The sequence below is a fragment of the Hydrogenophaga sp. genome (genome assembly GCF_026125785.1).
In the GTDB taxonomy this organism is placed as follows: Bacteria; Pseudomonadota; Gammaproteobacteria; order Burkholderiales; family Burkholderiaceae_C; genus Hydrogenophaga.
On sequence record NZ_JAHCKL010000003.1, the window covers coordinates 155,152 to 171,508 of the forward strand.

General features: G+C 66.2%; 18 protein-coding genes. 10 read left to right on the forward strand and 8 right to left on the reverse strand.

The genetic code is table 11. From position 1 onward, the window contains the following. Positions 1-54 precede the first annotated feature (54 nt). The 6 genes from KIT53_RS04720 to KIT53_RS04745 all read left to right on the forward strand — a co-directional run bounded on the left by KIT53_RS04720 (position 55) and on the right by KIT53_RS04745 (position 6,017). The gene (locus KIT53_RS04720; RefSeq protein ID WP_297748415.1) at positions 55-1,296 is read left to right on the forward strand and encodes a cytochrome P450; all 1,242 of its coding nucleotides are present in this window, start codon (positions 55-57) and stop codon (positions 1,294-1,296) included. 8 nt (positions 1,297-1,304) lie between these two features. Then, positions 1,305-2,543, forward strand: coding sequence for an FAD-dependent oxidoreductase (locus tag KIT53_RS04725; protein WP_297748418.1), 1,239 nt, complete (start codon positions 1,305-1,307; stop codon positions 2,541-2,543). Next, the gene (locus KIT53_RS04730; RefSeq protein ID WP_297748421.1) at positions 2,531-2,872 is read left to right on the forward strand and encodes a 2Fe-2S iron-sulfur cluster-binding protein; all 342 of its coding nucleotides are present in this window, start codon (positions 2,531-2,533) and stop codon (positions 2,870-2,872) included. Before KIT53_RS04725 ends, KIT53_RS04730 begins: the two co-directional genes overlap by 13 nt. 239 nt (positions 2,873-3,111) lie before the next feature. Next, complete coding sequence (locus tag KIT53_RS04735; RefSeq protein WP_297748424.1) at positions 3,112-4,128, forward strand: TRAP transporter substrate-binding protein; 1,017 nt, start codon at positions 3,112-3,114, stop codon at positions 4,126-4,128. A 62-nt stretch (positions 4,129-4,190) separates the two neighbouring features. Continuing rightward, complete coding sequence (locus KIT53_RS04740) at positions 4,191-4,700, forward strand: TRAP transporter small permease (RefSeq protein ID WP_297748427.1); 510 nt, start codon at positions 4,191-4,193, stop codon at positions 4,698-4,700. 33 nt (positions 4,701-4,733) lie between these two features. Then, a complete protein-coding gene (locus tag KIT53_RS04745) occupies positions 4,734-6,017 on the forward strand; it encodes a TRAP transporter large permease subunit (protein WP_297748430.1) in 1,284 nt (427 codons plus the stop codon). Here the strand turns inward: KIT53_RS04745 and KIT53_RS04750 are convergent, their stop codons facing one another. Next, complete coding sequence (locus KIT53_RS04750) at positions 6,018-6,818, reverse strand: helix-turn-helix domain-containing protein (protein WP_297748433.1); 801 nt, start codon at positions 6,816-6,818, stop codon at positions 6,018-6,020. A gap of 46 nt (positions 6,819-6,864) precedes the next feature. Beyond that, a complete protein-coding gene (locus KIT53_RS04755; protein ID WP_297748435.1) occupies positions 6,865-7,683 on the reverse strand; it encodes an IclR family transcriptional regulator in 819 nt (272 codons plus the stop codon). A gap of 146 nt (positions 7,684-7,829) precedes the next feature. On the opposite strand from KIT53_RS04755, the gene KIT53_RS04760 reads away from it, so the two are divergent. The 4 genes from KIT53_RS04760 to KIT53_RS04775 are packed head-to-tail and all read left to right on the forward strand — an operon-like array spanning position 7,830 to position 11,220. Beyond that, positions 7,830-8,669, forward strand: a complete 840-nt coding sequence (locus KIT53_RS04760; protein WP_297748438.1) for a hypothetical protein — start codon at positions 7,830-7,832, stop codon at positions 8,667-8,669. A gap of 25 nt (positions 8,670-8,694) precedes the next feature. Next, entirely contained in the window at positions 8,695-9,093 is a 399-nt protein-coding gene (locus tag KIT53_RS04765) for a cupin domain-containing protein (protein ID WP_297748441.1), read from the forward strand. A gap of 4 nt (positions 9,094-9,097) precedes the next feature. After that, the gene (locus KIT53_RS04770; RefSeq protein ID WP_297748444.1) at positions 9,098-10,855 is read left to right on the forward strand and encodes an FAD-dependent oxidoreductase; all 1,758 of its coding nucleotides are present in this window, start codon (positions 9,098-9,100) and stop codon (positions 10,853-10,855) included. A 44-nt stretch (positions 10,856-10,899) separates the two neighbouring features. Then, positions 10,900-11,220: an NIPSNAP family protein gene (locus KIT53_RS04775; RefSeq protein WP_297748446.1), complete on the forward strand. Its 321-nt coding sequence runs from the start codon at positions 10,900-10,902 to the stop codon at positions 11,218-11,220. 15 nt (positions 11,221-11,235) lie between these two features. On the opposite strand, the gene KIT53_RS04780 is transcribed toward KIT53_RS04775, so the two are convergent. The 6 genes from KIT53_RS04780 to KIT53_RS04805 all read right to left on the reverse strand — a co-directional run bounded on the left by KIT53_RS04780 (position 11,236) and on the right by KIT53_RS04805 (position 16,354). Continuing rightward, positions 11,236-12,504: an MFS transporter gene (locus tag KIT53_RS04780; RefSeq protein WP_297748448.1), complete on the reverse strand. Its 1,269-nt coding sequence runs from the start codon at positions 12,502-12,504 to the stop codon at positions 11,236-11,238. Positions 12,505-12,577: 73 nt separating this feature from the next. Next, complete coding sequence (gene ruvC, locus KIT53_RS04785; protein WP_297748451.1) at positions 12,578-13,126, reverse strand: crossover junction endodeoxyribonuclease RuvC; 549 nt, start codon at positions 13,124-13,126, stop codon at positions 12,578-12,580. Then, positions 13,123-14,112, reverse strand: a complete 990-nt coding sequence (locus tag KIT53_RS04790) for a phosphatidate cytidylyltransferase (RefSeq protein WP_297748453.1) — start codon at positions 14,110-14,112, stop codon at positions 13,123-13,125. Before KIT53_RS04790 ends, ruvC begins: the two co-directional genes overlap by 4 nt. 11 nt (positions 14,113-14,123) lie before the next feature. Next, the gene (locus KIT53_RS04795; protein WP_297748456.1) at positions 14,124-14,741 is read right to left on the reverse strand and encodes a lysophospholipid acyltransferase family protein; all 618 of its coding nucleotides are present in this window, start codon (positions 14,739-14,741) and stop codon (positions 14,124-14,126) included. Next, positions 14,738-15,484, reverse strand: a complete 747-nt coding sequence (gene mtgA, locus KIT53_RS04800; RefSeq protein WP_297748458.1) for a monofunctional biosynthetic peptidoglycan transglycosylase — start codon at positions 15,482-15,484, stop codon at positions 14,738-14,740. The genes KIT53_RS04795 and mtgA overlap by 4 nt, the downstream gene beginning before the upstream one ends. A gap of 3 nt (positions 15,485-15,487) precedes the next feature. Further along, positions 15,488-16,354 (reverse strand): TonB C-terminal domain-containing protein, encoded by an 867-nt coding sequence (locus KIT53_RS04805; RefSeq protein WP_297748460.1) that lies wholly within the window; start codon positions 16,352-16,354, stop codon positions 15,488-15,490. Between the last annotated feature and the right edge of the window lie 3 nt (positions 16,355-16,357).

Sequence of the window (16,357 nt, forward strand, 5' to 3'; positions counted from 1 at the left end):
ACCGCCGGGCCAGAACAGGCACGGTGACCCTACTCAGAGAGACAGGCGAAGACCATGGAAACCCTCGCATCCCGCACCACCAGCGACGTCCCCTATTCCCATGAACTGGCCTGGCCCGAATCGCTCGGGCCTTTTGAAGCGCAAGACTTCGAGGTGCAGAAAGACCCGTTCGCGCACTACGCTTGGATGCGCAAACACGCGCCGGTATTGCGCACGAAGACCCCGGGAGCGGACGTCTGGTTCATCTCACGTTTTGCCGATGTGCAGGCCGCGCTGCGCGCGCACAAAGTCTTCTCCTCTGTCGTGGTGGACCCGCCGCCGCTGGTGTTCCTGACCTTGCTGGACCCGCCCGACCAGACGCGCCTGCGCCAGGTGGTGGCGGCCACCTTCACGCCCAAGGCGGTGGCACGCCTGGAAGATCAGATCCGCCATTTCGCCAACCAGTATGTCGACGCCCTGGTGGACGCGGGCGGTGGCGATGCCGTCGACGCGGTGGCGCTGCGGCTCACGATGGCGACCATCAGCGGCCTGCTGGGTGTACCGGCCTCGGACTTCGAGCAGATGAAGGCATGGTCGGACGACATGTCGAGCTACTTCGGACGGGTGGCGCGCAACGCGCCTGGCAGCGCGACGGACGAGCAGGGTGCACAGGATTTCTTCGCGTACATCAAGGCCACGCTGGAGCGTTCGGCCGGCACCAGCGAAGAGACGGTGTCCGCCCACATCGGACGCTTGTGGAAACAGGGCGTTCTCACCGAACGCGAAGCCACGCATTTCTGCGCCTTCCTCTTCGTGGCGGGCCACGAGACCACCACGGTGCTGATCGCCAATGCCTTCGTGCAGATGGCTGAGCAGCCTGACCTGCTGGCGCGGCTGCGCGCGCAGCCGGCGGACGCGCCGCGATTCGTGGAAGAGATCGCACGCTACAAAGGCACGGTGCAGCGCCTGAGCCGCATCACCCGCGAGGCGGTGGAGGTGGCGGGCGTCACCATTCCCGCGCAGTCCTTCGTCAAGCTGCTGCCGGGTTCCGCCAACCGGGATGAAGACCGCTTTCCGCATGCAGACCGCTTCGACATGGACCGTGACACCGCTGGCCACGTAGGCTTCGGGCACGGCATCCACAGTTGCCTGGGCGCGCATCTGGCCCGCCTGGAAGGGCGCATCGCCACCGAGGTGATCGCTGCGCGCATCGGCCACCTCGAACTGGACGCGGCCAAACCGCCGGTGTACGTGGTGGGCGGCAACATGGCCAACAGCGGCCCCAGCGCCCTGCATGTCAAGGTGCGGCCGGTCTGACGCGCACCATGAGCGGACCTCAGACTCTGATCCTGGGCGCCGGACATGCCGGTGTCCAGACCGCGGCGGCACTGCGCGCCAAAGGCCACACGGCACGCCTTGTGCTGATTGACCAGCAGGCGGCGCTGCCCTACGAGCGTCCACCGCTGTCGAAAGATGTGCTGGTGAAGGATGTGCCGTCTCCGCTGCTGCGCAAGGAGGCTTTTTATGCCGAGCGCGGCATCGAATTGCTGCGAGGGGTGGCTACCGAGTCCATCGACCGTGCCGCCAGCGTCGTGCGCATGGCCGATGGCCGCTCGATAGGCTACGAACGGCTGGTGCTCGCCACCGGCTCGTTGCCGCGCGCGCTGCCCGTGCCCGGTGCCGGACTGGAGGGTGTGGTCACTCTGCGCACCGAACGCGATGCCCTGCGCATCCGCGACGGACTGCGGGCGGGCGCGCGCCTGGTGGTGATCGGTGCGGGTTACGTGGGTCTGGAGGTGGCCGCTGCCGCGGTGAGCCGAGGCGCCGAGGTGACAGTGCTCGAACGCGAGCCTCGGGTGTTGGCGCGTGTCGCTTCGCCCGAGGTGTCGTCCAGGGTCCGGTCGCTGCACGAATCGCATGGTGTGCGCTTCCTGATGGAGTGCGGTGTCACCGCGATCGAAGGCGATGGGCGGGTCCGTCGTGTCCTGACGACGCAGGGCCGGGCGATCGATGCAGACCTGGTCGTTGCGGGGATCGGTGTGGTCGCCGCCGACGAACTGGCCCGCGCGGCGGGCCTGGCCTGCGACAACGGCATCCTCGTCGACGAAGACTGCCGCACCTCTGATCCTTCCGTGCACGCCATTGGCGACGTGGCGCGTTTCCATCACCCGCTGCTGGGCGCGCAGGTCCGGCTGGAGTGCATCGCCAACGCGATGGCACAGGCCGATCGTGTGGCCGAAGCGCTGCTGGGGCGCGAGCGTACGCCCTACGACATACCCTGGTTCTGGAGCGTGCAGTACGACGCTCGCCTGCAGTCTGTCGGTTTCTGGCAGGACGGCAGCGACACCGTCGTGCGCGGCGCGCCCGCGCAAGGCCGCTTCTCCGTGCTGCACCTGCGAGGCCCGCGCCTCGCTGCCATCGAGACGATGGGCATGGGCGGCGATTTCATCGCGGCCCGCAAGCTCATTCGCTCCGGCGCAAGCTTGCGGCGCGACTCGCTGGCCGATGCGTCGATTCCCCTGTCCTCTCTTGCCTTGACCGAAGACACACCATGTCCCAACTGAATAACGACGAACTGCCCCGCATCGATGCCACCGATCGCGAAGGCGTTTCCCACGCGCTGAGCTGGGAGCCTGACCAGTCCCTCATGGAGGTGTTGCGCGACAACGGCCTGCCGCTTCTGGCGTCCTGTGGGGGCTGCTGTTCCTGCGCGACCTGCCACGTCCATGTCGATCCCGAATGGCTCGACCGGCTGCCGCCGCGCGGCCAGGACGAGTTGGACCTGCTGTCGGAGACAGGTGCCTTCGACCCTGTCCGTTCGCGGCTGTCTTGCCAGATTCCGTTTGATGCCTCGCTGGCCGGTTTGCGCGTGACCTTGGCCGCGGACGACTGAGCGCGCGCCAGCGTCTTTTCTTCGCCCGCTTCGTTGCACGGTCCGATGGCCCTGGACCGTGCGCTTGAGTGCGCGCGTGTGCCTGTCGATTTATGAATCACTATGAGAGATACGATTGCAGTTTCTCAAAATGATAGTTAATTGACAGGCTCAAAATATGAGACTAGCATCCGATGCCGGTCTTGCCTGAGGCCTGACCGCCACAAACCTTTTCAGATGCTTCCTGGAGACAAAACGTCATGAAACTTCGGCTCCTCGTCACGGCGGCCTGTGCCGCCATCGCCCTCAACGCCGCAACGCTGTCCTCTGCTGCTGCACAGGAAATCCGCGAGCGGACCATCAAATTTGGCCACCTCGTGGCCACCGAACACCCCATTGCTGTGGGCGTGCGCAGGTTCGGGGAACTGGTGGCCCAGAAGAGCGGCGGCAAGATCAAGGTGCGTGAATTCGGCTCGTCGGTGCTCGGCAGCGAACAGCAGCAGCAGTCCGCGCTGCAGGGCGGTACGCAGGAGATGTTCGCGCCGGCGACGACCTCGGTGGTGGGCATCGTCAAGGAGCTTGGCCTGTTCGACCTGCCCTTCGGTGTCTCGACCGCCGAACAGGCCTATGCCTTGATGGACGGACCACTCGGACAGCACCTGCTGGACAAGCTGCCCGCCCGCAACCTGGTGGGCCTGACCTACTGGGAAAACGGCTTTCGCAATGTGACCAACAGCCGCCGTCCCATCCAGAAGCTGGAAGATCTCTCTGGCCTGAAGATGCGCGTGATCGCCAACCCTGTGTTTCTGGAGAGCTTCAAGGCACTCGGCGTCAACCCCGTGCCAATGGCTTTCGGTGAACTGTATGGCGCACTCGAGTCGCGTGCTGTTGATGCCCAGGAGAACCCGTATCCGGTGCTGCTGAGCGCCAAGTTCTACGAGGTGCAGAAGTACGTCAGCAACACCAACCATGTCTACAGCCCCATCGTGGTGCTGGTGAGCAAGAAGTTCTGGGATCAGCTCACGCCCACGGAGCAGAAGATCCTGCGCGAGGCAGCGAACGAGTCGCGTGACTTCCAGCGGGCAGCCAGCCGTGAGTATTCTGCGAAGGCGTTGGGTGAACTCAAGGCCAAGGGCATGCAGGTCAACGACCTCGCTCCGGCCGAAATGGCCCGCCTGCAGGCGGCGGTCAAGCCCGTGACCGAGAAGTTCGGGGCGTCCTACGAGCCCGAGACGCTCAAGCTCTACATGTCCGAACTCGACCGCATCCGCAAGTGATCGGCTGAAGACAGGACGCGGACAGGTGCCCCGAAAAGTGCCTGCCCGCTCAGGAGACTGCCTTGAATTCTCTTTTCGACAAGATGTGCCGTCTGATGGACGGCCTGGCCGCCTGCATGCTGGCCGCCATCGTGCTGCTGGTGTTTGGCAATGTGCTGCTGCGCTACGGCTTCAACTCGGGCTTTACCCTGTCCGAGGAGTTGTCCAGGTGGGTATTCGTCTGGATGGTGTTCATGGGTGCCGGCGTCGCGCTCGGCGAGGGCAAGCACCTGGGCACCGACCTGGTGACGTCGAGGCTGCCCCGCTTCGCGCGCCAGGTCTGCTTCGCCATTGGCCACGTGCTGATGCTGTATGTGTGCTGGCTGATGCTCCTGGGGAGCTGGGCACAGGCCGTGGTCAACCTGGACGTGACGGCGCCCGCTTCCGGTCTGCCGGTGGCGTATTTCTATGCCAGTGGTGTCTTCTTTTCGGTTTTCGCCGCTCTGATCCTGTTGAGGCAACTGGCCCTGCTGCTGACAGGACAACTCTCCGACGGACAACTCCATGAAGTGCGCGAATCCGAAGATCTGTAGCGCACCACACGCCAGGTTCCCTGGATTGAAACCATGACACTTTTTATCTTCGTTGGATCGCTGCTCGCCGCCATGGCGCTGGGCATCCCGATTGCCTTTGCCCTGCTGATTTCCGGTGTCGCGTTGATGCTCCACATGGACATGTTCGATGCCCAGATCCTGGCGCAGAACGTCGTCAACGGTACCGACAGCTTTCCCCTGCTGGCGATACCGTTCTTCATGTTGGCCGGCGAGATCATGAACGTGGGAGGCCTCTCGCAGCGCATCGTGCAACTCGCCATGCGGCTGGTGGGCCACAAGCGGGGCGGGCTGGGCTACGTGACCATCCTGGCGGCCGTGTTGATGGCCGCGCTCTCGGGGTCCGCGGTGGCGGACACGGCGGCGCTGGCCGTCCTGCTGCTTCCCATGATGGTCAAGGCCGGGCACGACAAGGCACGTGCGGCGGGCCTGATCGCGTCGGCCGGCATCATCGCGCCCATCATTCCGCCCTCGATTGCCTTCGTGATCTTCGGCGTGGCGGCGAACGTTTCGATCAGCAAGCTGTTCATGGCGGGCATCGTGCCAGGCCTGATGATGGCGGTGGCGCTGGCGTTCACCTGGGCCTGGGTGGCGCAGCGCGAAAACGTGGAGCCACCGCCCAAGGCCACCCGGGCCGAGGTCATGGTCGCGCTGAAGGAGTCGGTTTGGGCACTGTTCCTGCCGGTAATCATCCTGGTGGGTCTGAAGTTCGGCATCTTCACGCCCACCGAAGCCGGCGTCGTGGCAGCCGTCTATGCGCTGGCCGTGTCGGTATTCGTTTACCGCAGCCTGGGCTGGCGGGAGGTCCGCGAGGTGCTGACCAGCGCGGCCAAGACCACTTCGGTCATCATGTTCCTGGTCGCTGCCGCCATGGTCTCCGCCTGGCTCATCACGGTGGCCGACATTCCCAGCGACATGATCCGCCTGCTAGAACCGGTGATGGGGAACCAGACCCTGCTGATGCTGTCCATCATGCTGCTGATCGTGGTCATCGGCACCGCCATGGACATGACGCCCACCGTGCTGATCATGACGCCCGTGTTGATGCCGGTGGTGCGGGAGGCCGGGATAGACCCGGTCTACTTCGGGGTGTTGTTCGTGATGTGCAATGTCATCGGCCTGCTCACGCCACCCGTGGGCACCGTGCTCAACGTGGTGGCCGGCGCCGGTCGCATGAAACTCGACGCCGTGGCGCGCGGCGTGCTTCCGTTCATGGCCGCCCAGGTCACGGTGATGCTCCTGCTGGTGTTTTTCCCCGCGCTGGTGACCGTGCCAGCCCGCTGGCTGAGCGGGTCCTGATCAGGTGCGCGCCGGCGGGCGCGCCCGTTGCAGGCTGGCGCTGATCTTCCTGCCCATTTCGGTGGCCAGGTTGCCCAGGTGTTCGACCTGGGCGGCATCGGTTTCCTTCTTGATCCGAACCAGACAGATGCTGCCAATCACGGTCGATGGCGTCACGAAGATGGGAGCTGCTATGCCCACCAGCTTCTTGTCGATGTCGCTGGCCACGACGTAGCCCTGCTGCCGGACCTCTCGCATGTGGTCGCGGAACTCGATCCAGTTGCCGCCCAGACCCGCAGCGAGGATGTCCTGCGCGTGGTGCAGATAGATGCGTTGCAGCTGCTGCGGGCCGAGGTGCGCGAGGATCACGCGAGAAGGTGCGCCGAGAAACAGGCCGAAAGGGCGCCCACGGTCGAAGCTGGTCTTGATCCGCTCGTCGGTATGGTCGTCGTGGATGCTGACGACACGCTCGCCATAGTAGCGACACAGCAGTTGCGCGCCGCCGAATGCATCCCGTTGGGCCGCCATGATGGGTTTGGCGACCTGCAGCAGCGGATCGCTCAGACGGATCTGGCGGTCCATCTCGATCACGCGCGGCCCCAGCGAGTAGCTGCCGTCGCCCGATGGCGAGAGGAAACCCGTTTCGACCAGCGCGCGCAGGTAGCGGTACAGGGTGGCGCGGGCCATGGAGCGCAGCGCCATGAGCTCTTCCACCGTCCAGACCGGCGCATCCTCCGTGAACAGCTCGAGGAGCGACAGCACGCGGTCGGTGCTGCTGTCGGTGCGCGGTCGCGCGGAGGATGTCTTGCGGGAGGTGGCCATCTTGCCGTTTCCTGGGGTGGCGGGTGAGGGGGAGCGATAAGCCGGGTCAGCGGCTGCGGGCTCCGCGGCTGCGGAGTTGCGGAACAGGTGTGGAGGGCGTCAGGCCGGAGGCGATTTCCTCGGCGGCGGCCCGGGTCGCCTGGATGACGCGCTCCAGTTCGGTCGTTCGCCGTTCGCGCAGCGGCATGATGGTGGTCAGGCTGCCCACCACATCGCCGTCGTCCCGCAGGATGGGTACGCCCACGCCCATCAGGTCCTCGTCGATTTCGCCGCGTCCGATGTAGTGGCCATCTGCCCGTATCGCGCGCACCTTCTGCTTGAACTCGTTCCAGTTCGCGCCCAGCCCGGCGGCGTGGATTTCTTGTGCGTGCGCCAGCATGAGGCTGCGCAACTGGCTGTCTGGCAGCCAGGCCAGTATGGCGCGCGAGGGTGAGCCGCGGAACAGTGGGAAAGGCCGGCCACGCTCCATGCTGGAGTGGATGGCGGGGTCCACCGACTCCTGGTGGATGCACAGCACCTGGTCGCCAAAGTAGGTGCACAGCAACTGCGCGGCACCCAGCTTGCGGCTGGCGCGGGCCATCACTGGGGGGCCAAGCTGCAGCAGGGGGTCGGACAAGCGGATCTGCCGGTCCAGTACGACGAAACGCGGGCCGAGGCGGTAGCCGCCATCTCCAGCCCCGGCCGAGGCCAGCAGGCCGGACGAGGTCAGCGCCTTGATGTAGCGGTATTGCGTGGCCCGGGAGACGCCCATCACCTGGCCGATCTCGTCCGCGGTCCACTGCGGGCGGTCCGGTGTGAACAGGTCGATGACGCGCAGCAGCCGGTCCAGGCTGCTGGATGAGGGGGCGGGCGTGTCCGGCTTCATGGCTTGGGGAGGTGGCGTGATTCTGCCAGCAAGGTCAGACCAGAACGCGTTTCCGGTGATGCTTGCAAATGTCTTTTGATATGAAATATCATATGCATCCACTTATTAAAAGACATCAGATAAAATCTCACAAAAGGAGACTTTACATGAGCATTCATGCACCTGAAATCGTTTCTTCGCCGCACGGCCGCGTGCTGGTCTTCGACTCGGCCACGCACGTCGAGGGCTATGTTGCCCAGGCGCCGTGCCAGGGGGATGTCGTGGTGGCCGCCTCGTACGCAGGGGTGCTGTGCGCGCGCATGGTGATGTCGGCCGCGCCGCGTGCCGCCATCGGCCTGGATTGCGCGATTGGCAAGGATGGAGCCGGCATCGCGGGCCTCTGGTACTACGAGGCCCTGGGCGTGCCCGCTGCCGCGGTGGACACCCGCACCGCCGAGATGGGCAATGGCAAGGACATGTTCCAGCACGGTGTCATCAGCCGGGTCAACGATGCAGCCGAACGGCTGGGCCTGATGCCAGGCATGGGTGTGCAGGAGGCGGTGGACGCGGTGCTCACAGGGTCGCGCAAACCGGCACATTTCGACCCTGCGCGAAGGCTTGTGGTGCATACCGGCGCGCAGGGGCGCAGCATCGTGTGCACGGACTCGATCGCCTTCGCGCTGCCCGAAGACCGTGACACCAACGTGCTGTGCACGGCAGGCCACACGGGGCGCAGCGTGATCGAGTATTTCCGCGGTTTCCGTCCCTGGGGCTTCATCTGCTCCGACGGTGGCATCGGCAAGAACGACAGCGGCATCTCTGCCCTGGCGGAGGTTGATCGCGATGGCATCGCCGGTTGCTCGGTGGATGCCCTCACCGCGCGCATGGGCGACGGCCGCAGCACCTATTTCGATGGCGTGATCAGCGCCGTCAACCAGACCGCCGCCGCCAAGGGTGTGCGCATCGGCCAGACGGCGCGCGAAGCCGCGCTGCACCTGCTCAACTGACAGACAGACACATAAGGACACGACCATGGCCCACACGCCCTACCTGGAAGGTGAGAACCGGCTCGCCGAACTCGACTCGCGCTACGTCAGCGTCGGGAACCTGCCCTGGAAGCCGACGCCAACGCCGGGCATCGACATGAAGATCCTGCTGGAGGACAAGGCCACCGGTCTGTTGACCGCGCTGTTCCGCTGGCAGCCGGGGACCGCGCTGGATCTGCACGAACATGTGGAGATCGAGCAGACCTATGTGCTCGAAGGCAGCCTGGTGGACGACGAGGGCGAGGTCAAGGCGGGCGACTATGTCTGGCGTCCCAGGGGCAACCGGCACATTGCCCGTTCGCCGAACGGTGCGCTGGTGCTGTCCTTCTTCCTCAAGCCCAATAAATTCATCGGTGGTCGTCTGGATGGACAGGAACTCAAGTAAAGCGGTGGCCGCGAATGCGGTGCCGGACCATGTCGATGTGATCGTGGTCGGCTCGGGCGCCGGCGGTCTCTCGGCCGCGGTGGTGGCCCGCCATGCCGGCCTGGATGTGCTGGTGCTCGAGAAGGAGTCGCTCTACGGGGGTACCACGGCCCGTTCGGGCGGTGTTCTGTGGGTGCCGGGCCACGGCAAGAACCCCGCCAGCGCGCCCGCGGACAGCTTCGACGACGCGCTGACCTATATGCGCCACGAGGCGGGAGCCCAGTTTGACGAGGACCGGGTGCGGGCCTTCCTGGAGAACGGTCCCGCCATGGTGCGGTTTTTCGAGAGCGAGACCTCGGTTGCCTTTTTGCCGGTGCCGGAGTTCTCGGACTACCACCCAGGCGCTCCTGGCGCGCGGTCGGGCGGTCGCTCGCTGGTCGCGGCGCCCTATGACGCGGGCGCCCTGGGGGACGAGGTCAGGCGTCTGCGGCCTCCGCTGCGGGAGATCACCTTCGTCGGCATGATGTTCAACGCCAGCCAGGAGGTGGCGCACTTCTTCAATTGCACGCGCTCGCTGCGCTCGGCCGCATACGTCACCAAGCGCCTTTTCCAGCACGCGCTCGAGATGCTGCGCCACGGCCGGGCACAACGCCTGACCAATGGGAATGCCCTGGTCGCACGGCTGGCGCGCAGCGCCTTCGACCTGGGTGTGACGGTGCGCACCGAGGCGCCCGTGCAATCGCTGGTGTTCGAGGAGGGCCGGGTGACCGGCGTGCGTGCCCGCATCGGCGGCGAACTGCGCACCGTGCGTGCGCGGCGTGGCGTGGTGTTGGCCAGCGGCGGGTTCCCGCAGGATCCGGTGCTGCGCGCGCGCCTGTTCTCCCACGCACCCACAGGGTCTGAGCACTGGTCGCCCGCGCCGCCTGGCAATACCGGTGACGGCTGGCGCCTGGCCGAGTCGGTCGGCGGGCTCACCAGCTCGGCGCTGCCGAACGCGGCCGCCTGGATCCCGGTCTCGCGCGTGCCGCGGGGTGGCGACCGTTTCGGCGTGTTTCCACACCTGATCGACCGCTACAAGCCCGGCATCATTGCCGTCACGCGCGATGGCCAACGCTTTGTCAACGAGGCTCACTCGTACCACGACTTCGGTCAGGCGCTGCGCGCCAAGTGCGCGCAAGGCGAAGACACCTGCGCCTGGCTCATCGCCGACCACCGGGCCATGCGCCGCTATGGCCTGGGTTTCGCCAAGCCGTTCCCCGTGCCCCTGCTGCCGCACCTCTGGTCGGGCTACCTGCTGCGTGGGCGCACCCCAGCCGAGCTGGCGCAGCGCGCGGGCATCGATGCACAGGTGTTCGAGCGCACGGTGGCCAACTTCAACGCGGACGCGGTGCACGGCCGAGATCCGGCCTTTGGCAAAGGCGACACCGCGTACAACCGCTACCTCGGCGATGCGTCCCACCAGCCCAACCCTTGCGTGGCACCGCTGGACAAAGGCCCGTACTACGCGGTCAAGCTGGTCATGGGCGACCTGGGAACTTTCGCCGGCGTTCGCACCGACGCCAGCGCACGCGTGCTGGGCGCCAGCGGCGGGCCCATTGCGGGACTCTATGCGGTGGGCAACGATGCGTTGAGCGTGATGGGCGGCAACTACCCCGGAGGTGGCATTACCCTGGGGCCGGCCATGACCTTTGGCTACATCGCCGCCCGCCACCTGGCGCAACCACAGGCCACGAAGGCGCGGCCCGCGTCCGGGCCGCGTGCCGCGCCGCTGGCCGCTGCCTGACGGGCCACTTCCAACCTGACAACACAGACCTTCAGAGGACCGACATGCTCGTCGAAGAACGCACCTATGTGATCCGCCCGGAGTACACGCCGGCACAGTACCTCGAGATCTATGCGTCCACCGGCGCGCTGGAACTGCAGCAGCGCGTGCTGGGGCGCATGCTCGGCTACTTCACCACCGAGATCGGCACGCTGAACGCACTGGTGCACCTCTGGGGGTACGACAGTTTCGAGGAGCGGGCCCGTCGCCGCGCCCTGCTGGCGCAGGAGCCGGCCTGGCACACCTACCTGGACCGCATCCGGCCCATGCTGCAGTCCATGGAGAACCGGTTGCTGCAGCCCACCGTGTTCTCTCCCATACGCTGACCAACCGACCGTGCCTCAGGCGCGTCTTGGCAGGGGCATGGCCGCCATGGGCGGGTCGGCACGCCCGGGCAGGCGCGTGGACACATAGGCCGCCGCGATCAGCAGTGCGCCAGCCGAGCCGAAGGACACCCAATGCGTGCCGCACAGGTCGTACGCCCAGCCCCCCAGCAGGGAACTGATGGTGGCACCCACCTGATGGCCGAGGTAGGCCCAGCCATAGAGCACGCCGACCAGACGCACACCGTAGACGTCGGCCAGGATGGCCGATGACAGCGCGATGCTGCCAGCCCAGGCGAGACCGCCGATGGCGGCGGTGGTGAACAGTTCCCACTGCAGCGTGACCGCTGTCATCGCCAGGAAGCCCAGGCCGCGCACCAGGTAGATGGCCGCCAGGATCATGCGCCGGGGCATCACGTCCGACAGGCGTCCCAGGAACAGCGTGCTGAAAATGGCCACCAGGCCAATGGTGCCGATGCCCAGTGAACTGGTGGTCGCGTCAAAGCCGTGGTCCATCAGCATGGGCACGCCGTGGGTGCCCATGAGGTTCATGCTGTAGCCACAGGTGAAAAGGCCGAAGCAGATCAGCCAGAAGGGCTTGGTGCGGATGGCATCGCGCAAGCGCATGCCGCCTGCCGCTGCCTGTGCGGGCGTGGGTGCCGCCGAAGATGCCGCGGCAGCGGGCAGGTCGGCCTGTGCCGGCGCGTCGTCCTTCATCACGAACAAGACCGTGGGCACCGCCAGGGCCACGAACACCGCGGCAAAGCCCAGCAGCGTGGCTTGCCAGCCAAAGGCGCCTATGGCCCAGGAGAACACTGGCGTCAGGATGGCGATGCCGGCCATCGAGCCCGTGGATAGGAAGAACAAGGCGGTGCCGCGACGCCGCACGAACCAGCGGCTGATCACCGGCGTGAGCGCCACCGGGCTGGTAAAGGCCAGGCCGATGGAAGAGCCGACGCCGAAGGCCAGGAAGAAGCTCACCGGGTCGCGGGCCAGCACGGTGCCGATGGTGGAGACCACGGTGATCGCCGTGCCCAGCAGCAGCACGAAGCGGGTGCCTCGCACCGCCACCAGGTAGCCCGCCAGAGGCATCCCGATGCCATAGAACATCATGCCAGCGGCCACGATGCCCGAGAGCAGACTGCGGCTGAACCCCAGGTCCAGCACCATGGGAATGAAGAAGGGGCCGATGCTCATGCGCATGCCCACGGTGAGCAGGGTCAGCGCGGTGGCGGCGGCCACGATGTTCCAGCCGAAGTACCAGCCGGGCTTTGTTTTTGTGTCCAAGCGTGTTGTCTCCTGATGGCAATATACCTCAGGCCGACAAAATGGTCATACCAATCGATGGTGCCCGCTCGGCTCAGTAATGCCGGCCGCCCTTGTAGGCAGCGTGCGTGCGGGCCTGCAGCGACGAGACCTTGTTGATCGCCTGCGCGGTGCGGCTGACCTGCGCGTGGGTGATGGCCAGGCCCAGCGCATCGGCGGCGTCCTTGCCGGGAAGCCCAGGCAACTGCAACAGCCGGCGCACCATTTCCTGCATCTGCGGCTTGGAGGCACGGCCATAGCCGACCACCGCCTTCTTGAGTTGCAGCGCCGTGTACTCGGCCACGGGCAGTCCGCTGGCCACCAATGCGGTCAGGCAGGCACCGCGCGCCTGCCCCAGCAGCAGCGTGGCCTGCGGGTTGACGTTGACGAACACGATCTCGCAGGCGGACACCTCGGGCTGGTAGCGTTGCACGATTTCCGAGATGCCCTCGAACAACACCTTCAGGCGTTCGGGCAGCAGCGCGCCGTCCCGCGGGCTGGTCTGGATGGTGCCGCTGGCCACATAGGCCATGCGGCTGCCCTCGGCGTCGATCACGCCGAAGCCCGTGCATTGCAAGCCGGGATCGATGCCGAGAATCCTCATAGATCGAAGGTCCAGCGCACCGAGTGGAAGAAGACCGGCGCGGCAAAGCACAGCGCGTCCACCCGGTCAAGCAGGCCGCTGGCACCGGTGACCGAACGGCCGTCCATGCCCCAGTGCGTCACTCCGCGGTCGCGCTTGATGGCTTTCATGACGAGGTGGCCCAGGCTGCCGGCCACGCAGGCCACCAGCGCCATGGCCAGCGCGGGCAAGGGCTTGAAGGGCGTGAAGCCCGCCAGCACGGCGCCCAGCAGGCCGCCCGCCGCCAGACCCATGAGCCAGCTGCGCCAGTGAAAGCTCGCGCTGATGGCCGGTGCCACCGGTCTGCGCAGGCCACGCGCGGCGATGTGCTGCACCAGCATGCAGGTCTGCACCACCAGCACCAGGAAGAACACCAGGAAGGCGGTCCTGCCGGCAAAGCCCGGAAAGCTCAGCAACAGCAGCGCCGGCACATGGCTCATGCCATAGACGCAGACCATGATGCCCCACTGCAGCTTGGCATTGCGTTCCAGGAAGCGCTGCGGGTCGTTGCGCAGCGCGCTCACCACGGGAATGGCCAGAAAAACGTAGACCGGGATGAAGACCGTGAAGAGGTTGAAGCGCTCGGTCCAGACCAGTGCGTACTGCAGCGGCAGCACCGCGAAGAAGGCGAGCACCAGGCTGCGGTGGTCGCCGCGACGGGTCGGCGACAGGCTGATGAACTCGCGCAGGATGAAAAACGAGACCAGGCCGAACAGCACGATGGCGACGCCTTCGCCCGCCGCCCAGCCAACCCAGAACACCAGCATCATCACCCACGAACTGCGCAGCAAGGCCTGGTTGTCGCGCAACCGCAGGGCGCGTTCGCCAGTGGGGTCTTCGCCTGCGCGGCGCTCGCGCAGCGACAACAGCAGGCCGATGCCGCTGGCGATGGTCAGCAAGCCAAACAGCACGACGAACACCAGGCTGACCTGCTGGTCTGGCGTGAGGCTGCGCAGAAAGGAACCCATGGACGGACCGTTCAGACGTCGCGCAGCGCCATGACGGCCTGTCGCGCGCGGGTGAGGAAATCGGCACGCGGCTCATCGGTGCCGAGCACCACGGGTTCACCGAACGTGACCGAGCACAGCACCGGCACCGGAACCACCTCGCCCTTGGGAATCACGCGCTGCACGTTGTGGATCCAGGCCGGCACCAGCACCACGTCCGGAAAGCGTCGGGCCAGGTTGTACAGGCCCGACTTGAAGGGCTGCGGATCCTCCTCGTGGCCACGCGTGCCTTCGGGAAACAGGATCAGCGAGTCGCCACTCTCCAGGGCCTGGATCAGCGGGGCCAGCGGATCCTCCTCGCCCTTGCGTTCGCGCTCCACATAGACCGCGTGGAAAACTTCGGTGGTGATCCAGCGTTTGAAGTTCGAGGCCGTCCAGTAGTCCCTGGCGGCGATGGGCCGGGTGATACTGCGCAGTTCCTGCGGCAGCGCGGCCCAGATCAGCACCAGGTCGGCATGGCTCTGGTGGTTGGCGAAGTAGATGCGCTGCTCGGCCTTGGGCGGGCAGCCGTGCCAGCGCGCCTGCGCGCCGGTCAGCAGGCGCACCAACCCGAGCAGGAACATGCTCATGAGTGAGGCCGGGATATTCATGGTGGCGTGATGGCGCCAATGCGCGCGACGATGGTAACGGTGCGCCGCGCCAGGTAGGCCGAGCCTTGGCGGGTCTCGAAGAACTTGGGGGAGGGCAGCATCACGGCCAGGCGGGCCGCCTCGTGTGGGCTGAGGCGGCTGGCGGGCTTGTTGAAATAGTGCTGGGCCGCGGCCTCGGCGCCGAAGATGCCTTCGCCCCATTCCACGCTGTTGAGGTAGATCTCCAGGATGCGGCGCTTGTCCAGCAGGGTCTCCAGTGCAAGGGCCAGCACCAGTTCCTGGCCTTTGCGCAGAAACTGCCGTTCACCCGAGAGCAGCAGGTTCTTGGCCAATTGCTGGGTGATGGTCGACCCGCCGACGATCTTCGGTTCGCGAGCGGCTTGCTCCGGCTGGCGTGCGGCGCGGCGCTCGGCCTGCTGCTGGCGGCGTTCGTTTTTCTGCCAGGCGGTTTCGATGGCGGCCCAGTCCACGCCGCGATGGTCCATGAAACCGGCGTCCTCCGAGGCGATCACCGCGCGCTTGAGGTGCGGACTGATCTGCGCCTCGTCCACCCATTGGTGCGACCAGCGCCAGGGTTTGTCGCCCTCCAGGCGGTCGCCCGCGATGCGCCAAGCCTCCGACCGCATGAACGAGGTGCTCACCGGGTCCACCACCGCCATGAGCGCGATGCGCAGCACGAAGAACAGCTGCAGGGCCACGCCAGCGAGGAGGATCCACAGCAACCAGCGTCCGAACGATCTCATGGGCTATTGCGACGAAAGCTGGGTCTGCAGCGTTTCGTCGCGCGTGAAGCGAAAGCGCGAGACGACCACGATCTGGTCTGCCTGGCGCCGCATGGCATCGTTGAAACGGCCAAAACTCAGGCTGCGCACGATGGCCTGTGCCCGGCGATCCAGCAGCGCGATCCCGGAGGTCTGCACCACCTCGGTGTCCAGCACGCCGCCGCTGTGGTTCACCGTGATCACCATGGTCAGCTCGCCATACAGCTTGCGTCCGCCGGCCTCGGGGAAATTGCTGGTGCCCCGCTCTTCGATGCGGCGGCGCAACTCGTCGTAGTAGATGGCATAGATCTCCTCGCGCGTCGCCGGGCTGATGTAGCGCTTCTTCGGGCGGCTGTTCTCTTCGTTGATGCGCTTCTCGATCTCGGCCAGCACCTTGACCAGGGCCTTGCGCTTCTCTTCGCGCTCGATGGCTTCGCGGCTGGGCGTGAGCGATGCCACGTCGGGCGGTGGCATGTTGGCCAGTTCCCGCCGCACCTGGGCCAGCAACTGGTTCTGCTGTTCGCGCATGGCCTCGATCATGCGCTCGTCGTCTTCCGGGGTGTCGCCCACGCGAGCCGTCATCGACGGCGGCAGTGGAGAGGTGGCGCGCCCGCGCTCGGCATCGCCGCCACCCGCCAGGGAAGCCTGTGCAATGGCCAGCGCCTTTTCGGGCTTTTCGTCGCTGCGCGCGTTGACCAGTATCACTTCCAGGGGGGTGTCCTGGAACACCCGGTTGAAGCCTTCGGGGTTCACGAACCGCACCGTCAGCAGCGCGGCATGCACCGCCACCGAGACGCCCAGCGCCAGTTGCAGCGTGCTCAGTTGCTTCAGGAACTTCGTGGCGGACTTCACGGG